The sequence below is a fragment of the Azospirillum lipoferum genome (assembly GCF_024170005.1).
In the GTDB taxonomy this organism is placed as follows: Bacteria; Pseudomonadota; Alphaproteobacteria; order Azospirillales; family Azospirillaceae; genus Azospirillum; species Azospirillum lipoferum.
In genome coordinates this window covers 227,283-245,157 of record NZ_JALJXJ010000005.1, presented here as the reverse complement: position 1 = coordinate 245,157, position 17,875 = coordinate 227,283, and the positions used below count along the sequence as shown (strand labels likewise).

The 17,875-nt window shown below is 66.9% G+C and carries 12 protein-coding genes and 1 pseudogene; 5 read left to right on the top strand and 8 right to left on the bottom strand.

The genetic code is table 11. The features are described 5' to 3' along the window. Positions 1–143 precede the first annotated feature (143 nt). From cas7g to cas1, 5 genes and pseudogenes are all read left to right on the top strand, one after another. Positions 144–1,382 (top strand): type I-G CRISPR-associated RAMP protein Csb1/Cas7g, encoded by a 1,239-nt coding sequence (cas7g, locus tag J2848_RS13580; RefSeq protein WP_149231512.1) that lies wholly within the window; start codon positions 144–146, stop codon positions 1,380–1,382. Then, complete coding sequence (gene csb2 / locus J2848_RS13575) at positions 1,379–2,887, top strand: type I-G CRISPR-associated protein Csb2 (protein WP_149231511.1); 1,509 nt, start codon at positions 1,379–1,381, stop codon at positions 2,885–2,887. Before cas7g ends, csb2 begins: the two co-directional genes overlap by 4 nt. Continuing rightward, positions 2,884–5,973, top strand: a complete 3,090-nt coding sequence (cas3g, locus tag J2848_RS13570) for a type I-G CRISPR-associated helicase/endonuclease Cas3g (protein WP_149231510.1) — start codon at positions 2,884–2,886, stop codon at positions 5,971–5,973. Before csb2 ends, cas3g begins: the two co-directional genes overlap by 4 nt. Then, positions 5,970–6,986 carry a type I-G CRISPR-associated protein, Cas3-extension family gene (locus J2848_RS13565; RefSeq protein ID WP_149231509.1) on the top strand — a complete coding sequence of 339 codons (1,017 nt, stop codon included), beginning with the start codon at positions 5,970–5,972 and terminating at the stop codon, positions 6,984–6,986. The genes cas3g and J2848_RS13565 overlap by 4 nt, the downstream gene beginning before the upstream one ends. Positions 6,987–7,117: 131 nt before the next feature. Beyond that, positions 7,118–8,029: pseudogene (gene cas1, locus J2848_RS13560) on the top strand (CRISPR-associated endonuclease Cas1); the annotation flags it as partial. Positions 8,030–8,851: 822 nt separating this feature from the next. On the opposite strand, the gene J2848_RS13555 reads toward cas1, so the two are convergent. From J2848_RS13555 to J2848_RS13520, 8 genes are all read right to left on the bottom strand, one after another. Continuing rightward, complete coding sequence (locus J2848_RS13555; protein WP_149231508.1) at positions 8,852–9,601, bottom strand: SDR family oxidoreductase; 750 nt, start codon at positions 9,599–9,601, stop codon at positions 8,852–8,854. A gap of 92 nt (positions 9,602–9,693) precedes the next feature. Then, positions 9,694–10,407, bottom strand: a complete 714-nt coding sequence (locus J2848_RS13550; RefSeq protein ID WP_149231507.1) for an ABC transporter ATP-binding protein — start codon at positions 10,405–10,407, stop codon at positions 9,694–9,696. Between the two features lie 34 nt (positions 10,408–10,441). Then, positions 10,442–11,644, bottom strand: a complete 1,203-nt coding sequence (locus tag J2848_RS13545; RefSeq protein ID WP_149231506.1) for an ABC transporter substrate-binding protein — start codon at positions 11,642–11,644, stop codon at positions 10,442–10,444. 41 nt (positions 11,645–11,685) lie between these two features. Continuing rightward, positions 11,686–12,687: a branched-chain amino acid ABC transporter permease gene (locus tag J2848_RS13540; RefSeq protein ID WP_149231505.1), complete on the bottom strand. Its 1,002-nt coding sequence runs from the start codon at positions 12,685–12,687 to the stop codon at positions 11,686–11,688. 3 nt (positions 12,688–12,690) lie between these two features. Then, the gene (locus J2848_RS13535) at positions 12,691–13,608 is read right to left on the bottom strand and encodes a branched-chain amino acid ABC transporter permease (RefSeq protein WP_149231504.1); all 918 of its coding nucleotides are present in this window, start codon (positions 13,606–13,608) and stop codon (positions 12,691–12,693) included. Further along, positions 13,605–14,354 (bottom strand): ABC transporter ATP-binding protein, encoded by a 750-nt coding sequence (locus J2848_RS13530; protein ID WP_149231503.1) that lies wholly within the window; start codon positions 14,352–14,354, stop codon positions 13,605–13,607. Before J2848_RS13530 ends, J2848_RS13535 begins: the two co-directional genes overlap by 4 nt. Positions 14,355–14,452: 98 nt before the next feature. Next, positions 14,453–16,096, bottom strand: a complete 1,644-nt coding sequence (locus J2848_RS13525; protein ID WP_149231502.1) for an MFS transporter — start codon at positions 16,094–16,096, stop codon at positions 14,453–14,455. Positions 16,097–16,234: 138 nt separating this feature from the next. Further along, the gene (locus J2848_RS13520) at positions 16,235–17,737 is read right to left on the bottom strand and encodes an aldehyde dehydrogenase (RefSeq protein WP_149231501.1); all 1,503 of its coding nucleotides are present in this window, start codon (positions 17,735–17,737) and stop codon (positions 16,235–16,237) included. Positions 17,738–17,875 lie beyond the last annotated feature (138 nt).

Here is a 17,875-nt window from a genome sequence, read left to right as displayed (position 1 = left end):
GCCAGTTCGCCCTTATGGACTTTCAATGCGGCGATACCTCATCGATTCTGAGGCGACCGATTTAGTCAAGACAACTTATTATAATCCGACCCGCCTAACTGCTTCTGCTTAACGGAAGCGAATCCAAGCCTGGGGGAACGCTTATGGACATCACCACGCTCACGCGCATGGTCGCGGAGAATGCCGCCCTGCGCCGTCGTCAGCCCCTTCAGCCCATCGGCGGCAGGAATGATAAAATCTTCCCGCCGACCTATCCCGGCGAAGGCCGCAATCCCCAGCCGACCCATGTCTATGAATGGCGCCGCATCGGAGACGAAAATATTGCCTGTGTGCTGGTCGACAGCCCGCAATCCCAGGCGAACCGGCTGGAAGAATCCCTGCTCGCAGCCCACCGCGACGGGATGGTGCGCATCCCCCATGTCGTGGTCGATTTCAAAGGCTTCGATCTGGCGGGCCTGTCGGAACTGACCTCGCTCGACGCGCCGCACCGCGTCTATGACGCCATCCTGCGCGACAGCCTGCTGGGCAACGAGCCCTTCATGGACAGCGCGCTCGGCAAGCGGCTGGCCAAGGCGAAGGCGGAGGATGCCAACGCACTGCTGGAAACCTCGCCCAACGCGCTGCTGTTCGGTTCCTGGCACTCCACCGGCGAGGGCGGCGGGCTGGGCGCCAAGTTCGCCCGCTGCCTAGTGTCGGAAATCGTCGCCATCGGCGTGCCGGTCGAAGGGGTGAAGAACCAGAAGACCGGCGAGATCGAACCGCGCACCGCCGGGCGCCGCACCGGCAGCCGCATCGACCCGTTGGGTGTGCTGCGCAAGGTCGAGGTGTTCAAGGGGCCGGCCGGCTGGGACATCACCGCCGACGGGGCCGGCAAGAAGTCGAAGAAGGTCCGCCCCTCCGAGATCAACCACGGCAACATCGCGCCGTCGATCTCTGCCCTTGGCATCACCTGCGACCATCTGGAACAGACTGTGGTGATCAGCTTCGCCGCGCTGCGGCGGCTGCGCTTCGGCTCGCCGGAGCGGGATGCCGCCGGGCGGGCGCTGCTGGCGGCCCTCGGCCTGCTCGCCATCGTCGAACAGGATGCCCAGGGCTATGCGCTGCGCTCGCGCTGCGATCTGGTCTGCGACGGCCGGGCGCCGCTGGAACTGGTCCATCCGGACGGGACCACGACCAAGATCGACATCGACCGCGAGGGCGCCCGCGCGCTTTACCGCGACGCCGTGGCGGCGGCGATCGAGGCCGGTTTCGCCCTGCCCGAGGAGCCGATCCGGCTGGTTCCGCAGAACAAGCTGATCGCCATCGTCCGCCGCAGCCAGGAACTCGCCCTGGAAGGCAAGGGCGGCGAGGAGGACGGCGAGGGCGATGGGGCCGGGTCATGACGGCGACGCCCACCGCCCCGAACCCGACCGTCCCAACGGCCACCGCCCTGGTGCTGGAGATCGACTATCTGCTGGGCGTCGCCTTCGCGGCGTCCGGCCCGGAAGCCGGCCAGCCGGATTGGCCGCCCCAGCCGCCGCGCGTGTTTTCCGCCCTGGTCGCCTCCTGGGCGGCGCGCGGCCGGCGCCCGGAGGAAACCGCGGCGCTGGAATGGCTGGAGAAACAGCCGACGCCGCGCATCGTCGCGTCCGGCCACATCGCCCGCTCCGCCCCCGTCCGCTTCGTTCCGCCCAACGACGCGGAAAGCGGGCGGTCCGGCGACAAGGCGGTCCTGCCGTCGCTGCGTTCCCGCCAGCCACGCCGTTTTCCAGCCACCCGGCCCTTCGACTCAAAGGTCAGCCTGCACTGGTCCGACACCGATCCGGACGACGGGACGATGGCGGCGCTGGAGGCGTTGGCCGCCGACACTGCCTATGTCGGCCATTCCACCAGCCTGACCCGCTGCCGCTTCCTGCGTGAGGATGGCGCTCTTCCGGAAAACGCCCGCTGGCCGGCGCTCACGATCTATCCCGGACGGCTCGACGAGCTGCGTCGCGCCTATGACGCCAAACAACGGCCCGGCCCCGGCAATCCCTTCAAGCCGCCGGCAGCCCCGCGCGGCGAGACCGTCGGCGTCTTCGCCGACCGCTGGCTTCTGCTGGAGCATGTGGTTTCCAAGACGGGCGGCACCGAGATGCCCGACCTGCGGGCCGCCGCCCTGGTCGCCAAGAAAATCCACAAGACCCTGCTCCACGGCTACGGCGAGATCGGCCGGCACGGCGATGCCATCCCCGAAATGGTCAGCGGCCACCAGCCCGACGGCAGGCCGTCCCGTGCGCCGCACATCGCCATCGTGCCGATGAGCTTCACCGGCTTTCCCCATGCCGACGGCCACGCCCTCGGCTTCGCCGTCATTCCGCCACGCGGCAGCAACCTGTTCGACGACCCCGAGTTCCTGAAGGCGCTGCGGATGGTGGCGCCGGTGGATCCCGACAGCGAACGCCGGCTGATGCGCCTGGACGGCTTCGACCTGACCTTCGCCCCCACCTTCGATCCGCCGGAAAACCGCCGCTCGCTCGATCCCGCGCTCTACACCGCAGCGGCGACGACCTTCGCCACCGTGACCCCGATCGTCCTCGACCGCCACCTGAAGGAACGGGGGGAGGCGCGGCAGAGGGAGATCACCGACCAGATCGCCGCCGCCTGCCGCAACGCCGGGCTGCCGGAACCGGTTGACGTGGTGCCCGACAAGCATTCCGCCCTGGAAGGGGCGCCGTCGGCCTATCCCTCCAGCAACGCCCCGGCCTGGATGCGCTGGAAGCTGCCCGACGCACTCGCCAGCCGTCAGTTGACCCATGCGGTGATCCGCTTTCCCAAGCCGGTGCGGGGACCGGTGCTGCTCGGAGCCGGCCGCTTCCTCGGCTTGGGCCTTTGCCGCCCGCTGGACAGCAGGGAGGAGCGGTCATGACGTCTCTCACCGCCGACCACTTCACCGCCTTCTTCACCGAGATCCACGGCCACCTGCCCTTTCCCTGGCAACAGCGCCTCGCCACCCAGGTGACGGCGGACGGCGACTGGCCCGACCAGCTCGCCCTGCCCACCGGCTTCGGCAAGACGGCAGCCCTCGACATCGCTGTCTTCCTTCTGGCACTGGAGGCCGACCGGGGAGCGCAGCGGCGGGCGCCGATGCGCATCGCCTTCGTCGTCGACCGCCGTCTGGTGGTGGACGATGCGTTCGAGCGGGCAGAAAAAATTGAGAAGGCACTCAAAGACGCCCTGGTCGAGCCGAAGGGACCCATCACCACCCTGGTCGCCGAGCGGCTACGCAAGCTGACCGGCGAGACGGACGCACCGCCGCTGGTGGTCCAGCGCCTGCGCGGCGGCATCCCGCGCGAGGATGGCTGGGCGCGCAGCCCGGCGCAGCCGACCATCCTGTGTTCCACCGTTGATCAGGTCGGCTCGCGGCTGCTGTTCCGCGGTTATGGCGTGTCCGACGCGGCCAAGCCGATCCATGCCGGGCTGATCGGCGCCGATTGCCTGATCCTGCTCGACGAGGCCCATCTGGCCGAACCGTTCCGGCAGACGCTCCGCCGGATCGCAGGGCACAAGGGCGACGGCCCGGAAGCCGTCTCGGCACCCTGGCGGGTGGCCCTGCTGTCGGCAACGCCGCGCCCGGAGGAAGGAGCGACGCTGTTCGAACCGGATGCGGAGGATGCCAACAACCTGATCCTCGCCGCCCGCCGACACGCTCCCAAGCCGGTGCGGCTGATCGCTCCACCCAAGGGCAAGGCCGAAGCCGTCGAAGAGGAGGATAGCAACGCCAAGGCGGACGCCGCTGCCGAGAGGCAGCGCGTCACTGTCCTCGCCGACGAGGTGACTGCCGCCATCACCGCCTTGCGCGCGCAGGGAATCGACCGTCCGGCGGTGGCGGTGGTGGTCAACCGCATCGCCCGCGCCCGGCAGCTGTTCGAACGGCTGAAGGCGGAGATCGGCACCGATGCCAGCCTGACCCTGATGATCGGGCCGACCCGCGAGTGGGAGCGTAAAGAGGCGGCGGGCAAGCTAGGCCCGTTGCGTACCCAGTCCCGGTTGTGGAAGGCAGGCGAGACGCGGGTGCTGGAGCACACGACCATCGTCATCGCCACCCAATGCCTGGAGGCCGGCGCCGATCTCGATTTCGACGGGCTGGTCAGCGAGGCGGCGCCGCTCGACGCGCTGCGCCAGCGCTTCGGCCGGCTGAACCGGGCCGGGCGGCCCTTCGTCGCCCATGGCGCGGCGGTCGCCGGAAAGCCGGAGCTGTCGACGCGCCACGACGACCCCGTCTATGGCCGCTCGATCAAGGCGGCGTGGGATTGGCTCTCCGAACGGGCCGCGGGTGGGACGGTCGATTTCGGACCGGCGGCCTTCGATGCGTTGTCGAAGGAGGCTCCACCCCCCGAGAATCCATCTCCCTATTCGCCGCATGCCGACGCGCCGGTGCTGATGCCGGCCCATCTCGACCTGCTCAGCCAGACCGCGCCGGTGCCGGCCTGCGATCCCGAGGTCGCCCTCTATCTGCACGGCCCCCGCCGCCAGCCCGATGCGGTTTCGGTGATCTGGCGGGCCGATGTCGAACCGGGCCGACCGGACGACGCCAACCTGCGCCGCCTGCTGCTGCTCGTGCCGCCCCGCTCCGGCGAGGCGGTGGAACTGCCGGTGTGGACGGTGCGCCGCTGGCTGACGAACGGGGCACGGGAAAGCGGTCAGTTGGCCGATCTTCCCGCCACCGCACCGGACGAGCCCCCCTTCCATCGGCCGGATGCCCCGGTGAAGCGGGTCTTCCGCTGGTCGGGCGATGACGACCGGTCCGGCTGGATCGACCCGTCGGCGCTGCGCCCCGGCGACACCATCGTCGTTCCCGCCGGTTATGGCGGCCTGGACCGCTTCGGCTGGAACCCCGAAGCCGCCACCCACGTTCCAGATATCGCCACAAAGGTGGCCCAGCCGTTCGTCGGGCGCCGCTTCGCCGTGCGCGTCGCCCCCGGCTTGCTGATGCCCTATCCCGAGGGGGCTCTCGACAAGGACGAGCGCAAGCGGCTGGAGGCCAAAGCCGATGCCGCGGCCGCCCGTCTGCGCCAAGCGCTGGCGGAAACAGGAAGCGTCACCGATTGGGCGCGGGTGCGGGATGCCGTCCTCGCGCTTGGCCTGCCTGCGGAATTGAAAGAGTCGCTGAACCGGCTGGAGCACGCCAAAGGCCGCCGTCGGCGGGTGGAGATGCATCGCGACCTGTATGGCGAGGACGGGGACCAGCCGCGCGGCATCGTCTTCGTCGCGCCGCTGGGCCTGAAGGACGTGACGGCGGAAGAAGACAAGGCGGACGGTGGGTCGACCGAGGACGACATCGCCGGGTCGCTGCCCGGCTACGCCCAGCCTCTGGCCGAACACAGCGGAGAGGTGGAGGCGATGACGACCCGCTTCGCCCTCGCCGCCGGACTGGCGGAAGAGCGCGTCGCCGACCTCGCGGTCGCCGGCTATCTGCATGATCTCGGCAAGATCGATCCGCGCTTCCAGCGCTGGCTGGCCAGCGACCCTCTGGCCGATCCGGACCGCGTGCTGGCGAAATCCGGCCGGAAACTGCCGCGCGACGCCCGCGAGCGCGCTGGACTGCCACCCCACTGGCGGCACGAAGCGCTGTCGGTGCGGCTGGCACGGGAAACGCCCCGGCTGGAGGAGGCCAAGGACCGGCAACTCGTCCTGTGGCTGGTCGGCACCCATCACGGCCATGGCCGCCCGCTGTTCCCGCACAGCGATCCGCCAAACGGCCAGCCGCCGACTCTGCCGGCGGTTCTCGGCAATCCGACCACATTGCCGCCGGGCTGTGGCCCGCAATCACTGGGCTTCGAGTTGGACGGGCTGGACTGGCCCGGCCTGTTCGAACATCTGAAGGCAAAGTACGGCCTATGGGAATTGGCCCGGATGGAAGCCATCCTACGGCTCGCCGACCAGCGCGCCTCGGCGGCGGCGGCGAAACGGAAGGGCAGCGAGGCCGGCAAGACGGAAGGAGACGCCGCATGACCACGGCCCGACAGGCTCCCGCCACCGAACATCGGCTGACCGGGCTGGAAGCGGACAATCTGCTGGCCTTCCTGGCCCTGCTCGGCCTGCTGCGCGCGCTGGAAGCCACCGACCGGGCGCGCGAGGCGGCGGACCGCCTGCACCCCCGCGCCTGCTGGAGCCTGGACGAGCCGCCGCTGCGCCCGGTGCTGCGTCTGACCCACCCGCTCTCGCAGGACGAGGTGTCAACCGAGGCGGCGCGGGGGATAGGGATCCTGGCCGAAGCGCATGATTTCGGCGGACGAGAAAAACTGGACTACAACAGTAACGACGCTCGATCTCTGCTTAAAAGCGCGACAACAAGAGATCGTGCAGATCTTCTAGCAGCACTTATGACTGACGCAGCAATCAAGGATTCAGACAAGCCACACACGTCGCCCATAGACCCGACGCCATTCTGCTTGATGTCTGGTCAAGGGAGGCAACTTTTCCTGGAGAGGATATCTCGCGTTCCAAAAGAATCCACACCAAAATTGCAAGGCCGTAGCAGGAAAGCTGCACCATTGACCGAGATAACCTGTCTGTCCGACACCTTATTCAGGGCTTGGCATCGTACTGATCCAACCACGGCTTCTTTCCGCTGGGATCCAGAAGAGGACGTTCGGTACGCGCTAATGGCAGGTAACCCCACGGATGACGCCTACAAGCTCGGCACCCAGCATGGGGCGAACCGGCTGGCGGCGATCGGGCTGGCGGCGCTGACGCTGGCGCCGGAAACCCGGGCCGGACGGGTGCGGCCCACCCTGCCCGGCGGCGCCTGGAAGGACGGCTTCTCCTTCGCATGGCCGGTCTGGCGCGACCCGGCGAGCCTGTCGGCCATCCGCGTCCTGCTCGGCCATCCCGATCTGCGGGAGCCGGGCGGCCTGTCCCATCTTGGCGTCGAGCATGTCTTCGCCGCCCAGCGCATCTCGGTCGGCAAATTCATGAACTTCACCCGCGCCCGGCTGATCGGAACGCCGGACGATCCATCCTGACAGCCACTCACCCCACCTCCAGCACCCGCCCGGCCACCGGCATGTGGATGAAGCATCCCAGCACCGGCCGGCCGCTGGCCTCCGCCACCAGCCGGGCGTAAAGCGCCAGTTGGGCCGCATGTTCCAAAGCACCGCCGCTCGACAACAGCCGCAAATGCGCGAAATGCTCGCTGCTGCCGATCTGCCTGCCGGACGAGGTCAATCTGTTCCGCCGCGGCGGCCCGCCGCGCACGCCGCCACCGGCCGCCGATTCGGCCATGCCGCTCTATGTCCAGCAGCCGGGCGCGCGGGTCGGCAGGAAGGGCGACCTGCTGGTCAGCACGGCGGAGAACGAGCCAGACCGCGAGGTGCCGATCGGCGAGGTCTCCGAACTGGTGCTCTCCGGCCCGGTGTCGCTGTCCCCGTCGGCCCTGCATGCACTGGTGCCGGAGGAAACCCCCATCGCCTGGATGTCGAGCGGCTTCTGGTTCATGGTCACCACAGGCGGCCGCGGACCGCGCAGCGTGCATGCGCGCGAGGCGCAATATGCGGTGCGCGGCGACGCCTTCCGCCGGCTGCTATTCGCCCGCGACCTCGTCCGGGCGAAGCTGCGCAACCAGCGCACCATCCTGCGCCGCAACTGGCGGGCGACCGAGGCCGAGCGCGACCATGCCGCCGAAACGCTGAAACGGCTGGCCGAGCGCACCGCGAAGGTCGCCTCGCTGCCGAAACTTCTGGGGGTCGAGGGCGAAGGGGCCGTGGTCTATTTCCCCGCCTTTCCCTCTCTGTTCACCGACAAGGTGGCGGGGTTGCCGGAATTCGGCTTCGATTGGCGATCGCGGCGTCCGCCGGCCGATCCGGTTAACGCCTGCCTGTCGCTGTGCTATTCGCTGCTGGCGCGCACCTGCGCCACGGCGCTGGAGATCGCCGGGCTGGATCCCTGGGCCGGCCTTTACCATGCCGACCGGCCGGGTCGCCCCGCCCTGGTGCCGGACCTGATGGAGCCCCAGCGGCCGATCCCGGCCGATTCCACGGTGCTGATGGGGCTGAACAATGGAGAACTCTCGCCCGGTGGAGCGCTTTTACATAGTGACCTACGACATCGGCGACCCGAAACGGGGGCGGCGGGTATTCAAGGTGATGGAGGGATATGGCCGCTGACTTCAGCTTTCGGTTTTCCAATGCCGCCTGCCCCCACGCCGGCGGGCGGCCTTGGGCGCCCGGCTGGACGGCCTGATCAAGCCGTCGGAGGATCATGTCCTGATCATGGACATCGATCCGGCCGAAACAGTGGATTTGCGGATAGAGAGCCTTGGCCGTCCATTCGACACGATCCGACGCGAAGCGATCGTGGTGTGAGCATTGTGGGTGATGCTATCCTGGAAGCCCGCCGCCCCTTTTGCGAGGGGTCCGGCACGCATGAAAATGCCGACACCGCTCGAATTTGCCAAGTGGTTGTCCGCACGCGGCTCTTTGACATCGTGAAGAACGAATAAGGATCGAAAACCGGCCGGACCATCTTCGAAATGAGAAACCCCTCGAAATCGGCGCCATTTCTGGCTATTAAACAAGAAGGTAGAGTGGTGGGTTTCTTCCTGGGTGGAAACGCCCAGGCCTCATTGAAGCATGGGCGACGTGCACATCGAGGGCACGCGGACCTACATTCTTCCTGGGTGGAAACGCCCAGGCCTCATTGAAGCGGAAGTGAACCGCCTGGGGGCTGTGAGCCGCTGGCTGCAAAGTCATCAACGTCGTGACCAGCATCGGCATGCCGCTCTTTCTCGAGGTCGTGCATTGGCCGGAGCAACAGAGCGGAAGCCGCCAGAACGCCCTATTCTGCAATAAAGTCGTCATTGCGACTTCCGCGGAGCTTCAACCGGTAACGGTCAGATGGTTCTACCGCCATCCACCTCCAAGACGACGCCGGTGATGAACTCGGCTTCGTCCGACGCCAGATAGAGGCAAGCGTTGGCGATATCCTCCGGCCGCGAGAGACGGCCCAGGGGAATGGTGGCGAGGAACTTCGCCCGGTTCTCCGGCGTATCCGGAACGCCCATGAGCGGTTCAAGCATATTGGTGGCGCCGATCACCGGGGCGACGCAGTTGACACGGATGCGGTCGGGCGCCAGTTCGGCCGCCATGGACCGTGACAGCAGGTTGACCGCTCCCTTGGAGCCGTTGTACCAGGTCAGGCCCGGGCGCGGCCGGATCCCGGCTGTCGAGCCTATGTTGAGGATCACACCGCCGCCCTGCCCCTTCATCACCGGGACGGCTGCCTGGGTCATCAGGAAGATCGAGCGCACATTGACGTTGAAGACACGATCGAATTCCTCGCCGGTAACCTCGAGCAGGGGCTTGTTCCGGTGGGTCCAACCGGCGTTGTTGACGACGATGTCGAGCCTGCCGCCGAAATCGACCGCCACCTGAACCGCGCGGGCGATGTCCGGGGCGGAGGTGACGTCGCCTTGGACCGCCGTCGCCGCGTTCCCGATCGAGGCCGCGACGGACTTCGCGCCATCGCCGTTGAGGTCCATCAGGACGATTTTGGCCCCTTCACGGGCGAAGGTCCGGGCGATGCCGGTTCCAAAGCCGGACGCAGCACCGGTCACGAGGGCGATCTTTCCTTGCAGACGCATGATACTCTCCAGACACATGTTCGTTGGATGGGGGGACGATCGGACCCGCCGAAGTTCGGAGGGATGCCGCCGACGGGCCGGTTGATGGCGGGTCAGTTGAGGTAGATGCGCTGAAGCCGCTCCTCGGTCATTTCGGACGGCGGGGCGTGCATCACGATCCGGCCGCGCGAGACGACATAGACGTCGGTGGCGAGTTTCAGCAGCCGCGGCACCGTCTGCTCCGCGACGATCACCGTCAGGCCGGCCTCGCGGTGCAGCCGCTCCACCACGTCGAAGACGCTTTGGACCATGACCGGCGACAGGCCCAAACTCGGCTCGTCCAGCATCAGCAGCTTGGGCTTGCTCATGATTGCCATGCCGATGACCAGCATCTGCAATTGCCCCCCTGACAGGACGCCCGCCGGCCGGTCCAGCATCTCCTTCAGGAAGGGGAAATAGTGCAGCACCATCTCGAACCGGTCGGCCGCTCCCTGGCGGCTGACCAGCGAGGCGGCGCGCAGATTCTCCGCGATCGAAAGCTCGCGGAAGCACTGCCGGCCATCCTGGACCAAGGCGATGCCGCGCCGGGACACCACGGCCGGGTGGCAGCCCCGGACCGAGGCGCCCTCGAACAGGATGTCGCCGGCGGTGACCTCGCCCCGCTCGAACGGCAGCATGCCGACGATCGCCTTCAAGAGCGTGGTCTTTCCCGCCCCGTTCGGGCCCAGCAGCGCGACGAGGCTGCCGGGACCGATCGACAGGCTGACCTGTTCCAGCGCGGTGATCGCCCCGTCATAGACCGCGAATACATCGTTTACTGCAAGCATCTCCGCCGCCTTTCCTGCATCGGTCCGGTAGCGGTCAGCGCGCGTCGATCCAGTCGCTGACCGGCACGTACCGGCCATCGCGGATCTCCGCGATGCGCGCCAATGTCGTGCCCTGATGGGTGTCGTAGTTCGCCTCCGGGACGATCCCGCCGACATCCAGGCTGCGCAGGCTGGTCATCTCGGTGCGGACGGCCTTGCGGAAGGACCGGATGTCGTCGGGGATCTTGCCGCCATTCTTCGCAATGGCATTCTCGATGGCCTTGGCCATGACAATGCCCTGGAACCAGCCCTTCATGTAATAGACGTCCTGCTTGGCGATCTCGTTCTTCGTCCGGAAGGCGTCGATCTCCTTCATTGCCGGAATGTCGGCACCGAAGTCGGCATAGATTTGGATCGTCCTGAATCCTTCCGCCCCCTTGCCCAATTGTTCCGGGATCGCGGCGCTGATGTTGTACATGTTGCCGACGAAGAGCTTCGCCGGCAGCCCGACCTTGGCAGCATCGCGCAGGATGACGAGAAGCTGCGGCGTGCTGGCCTGGACATAGACCATGTCGGGATTGCGGCTCTTCAGCCGCAGCATCTGGGCCGTCAGATCCTGGGTGTCGAAGGGGAATTCGATGGTATCGGCCAGCTTCAGTCCGGTCTTCTCGATCAGACCGGATTGGCGCACGACGTTGACCGGGCCACGGCCGTATTCGTTGTCCGGATGCATCACCGCGACCGTCTTGCCGCCCTGCTGTTTCAGAGCGCGCAGCGCGATGACCATCTGCTGCTCGTAGGTCGGCCCCGGGATGAAGATGTAGGGCAGCTTGACCGGGTCGAGCACCTCGCTGGAATGGCTCTGTGCCATGAAGGGGATCTGGTCCTGCGCGATCTGGTCGCGCAGCGCCTTGACCGCACCGGTGGACCAGCCGCTGACGAACACCGCCTGTTCCTGATCGACGCAGCGCCGGTAGATCTTCAGCTCCTCATCGAGCTTGTAGCGCCCGTCCAGCAGCAGGGTCCTGACCTTCTGCCCGGCGATGCCGCCCTTGAACTGGTTGAGATATTCGAAATAGTCGCGGGCGCCGTAGCTCATCCCGTTCAGGATGGCGTCGGGTCCGGTGATGGTCCCCCACAGGCACACCGAGACGTCCTGGGCGGCGACCGCGGTGCTGCCGCTGCCGGGCGCGAATGCACCGGCGGCAAACAGGGTGCCGGCCAGTACCGACACCTTCAGAGCCCGGATGATCGACATGGTTTCCTCCTCATCGTCTTTTGTTTTGGCGGGTTTGGCCGTCAGACCGCTTCGGTCGTCGCGGCCGGCGATTTGCCGCCCGGCTTCGACGCGGTCAGCCGCAGGCGCAGCTTGCGGACGACGGCCATCAGGCCGAGCGGTTCAAAGATCAAAAACAGGATGATCAGCATCCCGAAGGCGAACTCGCGCAGCGCCGACAGGATCGAGGGGGTGTTGAAGAGTTCGCCGATGCGCTGAATCGCTTCCGGCAAAAGCGTGACGAAGGCAGCCCCCAGCAGCGGCCCGGTCAGCGTCCCCTGTCCGCCGACGATGATCATCGCCACGTAATCGACCGACAGCGCGAAGGAGAAGGCTTCGGGATTGGCGAGCCGGGACGCGATGCCGGACATCGCACCGGCGATCCCGGCGATGAAGCCGGACAGCAGGAAGGCCCAGAACTTGGTGCGGGCGACGTCGATGCCCATGCCGCGCGCCACGATCTCGTTCTCGCGCACCACCAGGAACGAGCGGCCGAGATTGGTGGCGCGCAGGACGCCGATGCCGCTCCAGACCAGGAACAGCAGCGCCACCGCCAGTCTGGCATAGGCCCGGTCGTCCTGAATGGCGAAGCCGAGGACCGTCGGCGGCCGGATCAGCAGGCCGGAGATGCCGTGGGTCAGCGGCTCCAGGATCTTGAACAGATATTCGAGGATGAACTGGGCGGCGAGCGTGGCGATGGCGAAATAGAGGCCGCGCAGACGCAGGGCCGGCAGTCCGATCACCACGCTGGCGGTCGCGGCGGCCAGACCGCCCAGCGGAATGGCGAACAGGCCCAGACCGGCATTGCAGAGATTGCCCGCGGTATAGGCGCCGATCCCCATCAGGGCGGCCTGGGCGAAGCTGATCTGCCCGCACAGCCCCGTCAACAGGTTGAGCCCGAGCGCACCGATGCTGCTGATCGCCACGATGGTGACGAGATAGGCGACATAGCGGTCGAGAAAGGGCGTGACCGCGAGAACGGCGGCGGCAACCGCCACCCCGACGATGAAATGCGCGCGTTTCATTGCTTACAGCCTTTCGGAGCCTTTCCGGCCGAAGATCCCCTGCGGCCGCAGGAGCAACACCGCGACCAGAAGGGCATAGGGGACCACCTGCTGCAGGGCGCCGACCGAATAGATCCTGGTGTGGGCGCGCAGCAAATCCTCGATCATCGGGGACAGCAGGCCGTCGGTGAAGGATTGCAGCAGGCCCAGCAGAAGGCCGGCGACCAGCGCGCCGCCCAGGCTGGTCAGCCCGCCCAGCACGATGACGGGAAAGGCGATCAGCCCGATGTCGGCCAACCCCAGCGACAGCCCGTTGAGCGTCGCCAGCAGCGTTCCGCCCACCCCCGCCAGCCCCGCCGACATTGCCCAGGCCAGCGAAACCTGGTTGCTGGTATGGATGCCGATGGCCAGGGCCGCCCGCGGATTGTCGGCCGCACACCGCTGCATCAGGCCGACCGCGGTGAAGCGGTAGAAACCGAGAAAGCCGAGACTGAGCAGGATCGAAAGAACCCCTGCCGTCAGATAGTTGTAGGTGATGAAGACGCCGAACAGCTCCAGCGCGCCGTCGGGGAAGATCCGGGGAAAGGCCAGCGGATCGGGCCCCCAGACGGCAAGGCAGGATGCCCTGATCATGATCAGCATGCCGAGCGTCACCATCATCACGGCAACGACCGGCGCCTTCAGCATCGGCCGCAGGACGACGCGTTCGGCAAGCACGCCGATCCCCGCCATCAGCACCAGCGCGAGCGTAACCGCCAGGACCGGTGGAAGGCCCAGCCGGGATGCGGCGAAAGTCAGGTACGCCCCCATCATGACAAAGGCGCCCTGCGCGAAGTTCACCACGCCGGAGCATTTGTAGATCAGCACGATCCCGATCGCGATCAGGGCATAGACGCTGCCGACCGCCAGGCCGGCGGTGACCAGTTGCAGGATGTAGGTCATGGTTCACCCAAATAGACTCGGCGGACTTCGGGATCGACCTGCACCTCGTCGGAGGAGCCGTCGAAGATGCGCGACCCGGCGGCCATGACGACGATGCGGTCGCAGGTCCGGTTGACGACGTCCATCTTGTGCTCGACCATCAGGATGGTGCAGCCGTGGCGCTCCCGCACACCGCGGATGACGTCGGCCAGCTCGTGCGCCTCGCGCGACGAAAGGCCGGCGACCGGCTCGTCGAGCAGAAGCAGTTCCGGCTCGGCCGCGATGGCCCGTGCCAGATCGACCGCCTTGCGATGCCCGTAGGAAAGCATCTGGATCGGCCGGTGCCGCGCGTCCGCCAGACCCAGAGGCGCCAGCAGCGTCTCGGTCAATTCCTCGGCCAGCGGATCCCTGGTGGTGAACAGGCCGAGGGATCGTCGCTCCGTCCTGCCCCGTCCGAGCGAACGGCCCAACCGGACGATGTCGAGAACCGTCAGATCATGCAGCGAGGCGACATTCTGGAAGGTCCGGCTGACGCCGCGCTGACCAAGCGCGTTGGGCGTCAGGCCAAGGATATCCCCGCCCTTCCATGTCACCCGGCCGGATTGCGGGACATAGGCGCCGGAGACGCAATTGATGAAGGTCGTCTTTCCGGCGCCGTTGGGACCGATCAGGGCGACGATCTCCCCCTGCCGGACATCGAGGTCAAGTCCGTTTACGGCGACCACGCCGCCGAAGCGGATGGTGACGCCACGCGCCTCCAATGCCATGGAACGCTCCTCCCCAGAACTTGGCTGACTGTTTTTTTGAGAATTAATCTTCTATAGTAGAATATCGTGCATGAAGAAGCCCACGGACGCAAGCCTCCTCAGTCCGGATCGGTCCTGCGTTCGCGATAGAAGAGTCCGGTGATGACGATGCCGACGATCAGCCAGCCAACCGTGTACCAGAGGCCGGCGAAGATGTTGCCCTGCGCCACCGCGATGGCGAAGGCGAAGGTCGGCAGCAACCCGCCGATCCAGCCGCTGGAGAAATGATAGGGAAAGGACATCGCCGTGTAGCGGATGCGCGCCGGGAACATCTCCGCCATCGCCACACCGACCGGCGAATAGCCGAGCGCCATCGCCAGCAGCAGCACCAGCAGCAACCCGACGATCTTGACCTGCGCCGCCCCGTCCGGATTGCCGAGAACGCCGAACCCCGCCTGCTTCAGGGCATCCTTCAGGTCCCGCGTGAACTGCGCCTGATCGAAGCCGGCCGAGCCGTTGGCGGTGATCACCCGGTCGCCGACCTGCACCTCGGTCGCCGCCGAACCCGGACGGTCGGTCCGCTCGTAATTGACGGAGGAGCCGGACAGAACCTGCCGCGCCACGTCGCACGGGGCGGTGAAGCTGCGGTTGCCCAGCGGGTTGAACATGAAGGAACAGCCCGCCCCGTCGGTCCGGATGGTGACCGCCGTCCTCGCTTGGGTCTCCGCCAGCGCCGGGTTCGCCAGTTCGGCGATCTGATGGAAGACCGGGAAGGTCGCCACCGCCCCCAGCAGGAAGCCGGCCAGCATCACCGGCTTGCGCCCCACCCGGTCGGACAGCCAGCCAGCGAACCAGATCATCGGGATGGAGCACAGGGCCGCCACGGTGGTCATCAGGTTGGCGACCGGCATCGGCACACTCAGCGTCCGGCTGAGGAAGAACAGGGGGTAAAGGACGGCGTTGTAATAGACCACCGACATGCCGCCGCCGATGCCGATCAGCGCGATGGCCATCAGCTTGACGTTCTCCCAACTGCCGAAGGTCTCGCGCACCGGGCTGGTGGACAGGCGCTTCTCCTCGGCCATCTTCTTGAAGACGGGGGATTCGTGCATCTGCAGCCGGACCTTGATCGAGACGGCCAGCAGGACGATCGAGACCAGGAAGGGAATCCGCCACGCCCAGGCATCGAACACCGCCTGCGTCACCACCGCCTGCACCAGTTGGATCGACAGCAGGGCCATCAGGAAGCCCAGCGTTCCGGTCATCTGGATGAACGACGTGTTGAGACCGCGCCGGTTCCTGGCGACATGCTCGGTCACGTAGATGACGGCGCCGCCATATTCCCCGCCCAGCGCCAGCCCTTGCAGAATGCGCAGCGTGACCAGCAGGACGGGTGCGACGATCCCAGCGGTCTCATAGGATGGCAAGAGGCCGACGGCGAAGGTCGCCAACCCCATGATCATGATGGTGATCATGAAGGTGCGCTTGCGTCCGATCCGGTCGCCCAGGCGGCCGAAAACGAGGGCGCCGACCGGCCGGACGATGAAGCCGATGCCAAAGGTCAGCAGGGCGAAGAGGAAGCCGATCGAAGGATCCAGCCCGCTGAAGAACTTGCCGGCCAGGACCCCGGCCATCGCCGCGTAGAGCGTGAACTCGTACCATTCGAAGACCGTCCCGAGTGCCGCGGCGGTGACGGTACGGATCTGTGCGCCGACCGGCTTGGCGGAGGCCAAGGGGGCGGCGATCGCTTCTGAAGCATCCATCGCGAAACCTCCGCTTCTACCAGTCGACGGGGATTTGAAGTTCGGACGAGCGCGTCCGTGGGCCGAGCATGATCATGCCTCCCTGTTCGATTTTTCTGATTGTGGAACCGGCGGACCGGATAGGATGCCGCGCGGCGGTCAGCCGCCGAAGGACTCGACGCTTGGCAGCCGCATCACGAACGGCGACGGCACGCCGCGCCGGGTATTTATGAAGACGCTCTTGGCTTCGAGATAATCGCGGATGGCGTCCTTGCCGTTCTCGCGCCCGATGCCGGAATTCCTGAAACCGCCGAACGGGGCCAGATAGCTGACGACCCGGTAGGCGTTGACCCACACCGTCCCGGCCCGCAGCCGCGGCGGCAGGTTGATCGCCCGGTCAAGGCTCTGGGTCCACACGCCGGCGGCGAGGCCATAGGGCGTGTCGTTGGCGATCTGCACCGCCTCGTCGTCGGTGCGGAAACGGATGACCGACAGGATCGGCCCGAACACCTCCTCCTGCGCGATCCGCATGCCGTTGTGGACGTTGGTGAAGATGGTCGGCTTGACGAAGAGGCCGTTGCCGAGGCCCTGCCCTTCCGCCCGTGTACCGCCCAGCACGCAGGTCGCCCCCTCGCCCTTGGCGATGTCGATGTAGTCGAGGATCTTGCGGAACTGCGGCGGCGTGGCGATCGGACCGATGTCGGTGTCCGGCAGCAGCGGGTCGCCCAGCTTCGCCTGCGAGACGAAGGAGACCAGCCGGTCCACGAAGGCATCGTGGATGCTGTCCTGGACCAGCAGGCGCGAACCGGCCATGCAGGTCTGTCCGGCGGCGGCGAAGATGCCGGCGACCGCTCCCTTCACCGCATCGTCGAGGTCGGCGTCGTCGAACACGATGTTGGCCGATTTGCCGCCCAGTTCCAGCGACACGCGCTTGAAGGATTTGGCAGCCGCCTGGTAGACCGCGCGCCCGCCCCCCTCGCCGCCGGTAAACGCGATCCGCTCGACCAACGGGTGGTTGGCCAGCGCCTCTCCCACTTCGCTGCCGACGCCGGTGACGACGTTGAGGACGCCCGGCGGGAACCCCGCCTCCCCGAACAGGCTGGCGAGGTAGAGCATCGAGGCCGAGGAGTATTCCGACGGCTTGACCACCACCGTGTTGCCGGCGGCGAGCGCCGGAGCCAGTTTCCACACGGTCAGCACCAGCGGGGAGTTCCACGGGACGATCGCGGCGACGACGCCGATCGGCTCGTAGCGGATGTGGTGCATGATGCCGGGCCGTTCGGCCGGCGTCACGGCGCCCTCGATTTTATCGGCAAGTCCGCCATAATAGCGGAACCATTCCGGGAGATAGCGCACTTGGCCAAGCATCTCGGCAAGCAGCTTCCCGTTGTCGCGGACCTCCAGCTCACCCAGCCGGTCGGCGTTCGCCTCGACGAGGTCGCCCAGCCGGTAGAGCAGCCGCCCGCGTTGTGTCGGCGTCATCTCCGCCCAAGGGCCGCTGGTGAAGGCGCGGTGGGCGGCGCGGACAGCCTCGTCCACATCCCCGGCCGTCGCGGCGGGGACCCGCGACCAGACTTCCCCGGTGAAGGGATCGCTACTATCGAAGAATTGGCCGCTCGCCGACGGGCGGCTGCGCCCATCGATGTAGAGGCCGAGATCCATGATCTCTTTGGAACGGGGGGCCACAGTGATCCTCTCTTCCAAACTGCGATTTATCTCTCATAGCAGAAAATTTATCCTTTGGAAGAGAAATTGTTGGGGAGACGAGCGAAGCGGCCGGCGCACGCCTGCCCTCCCGGT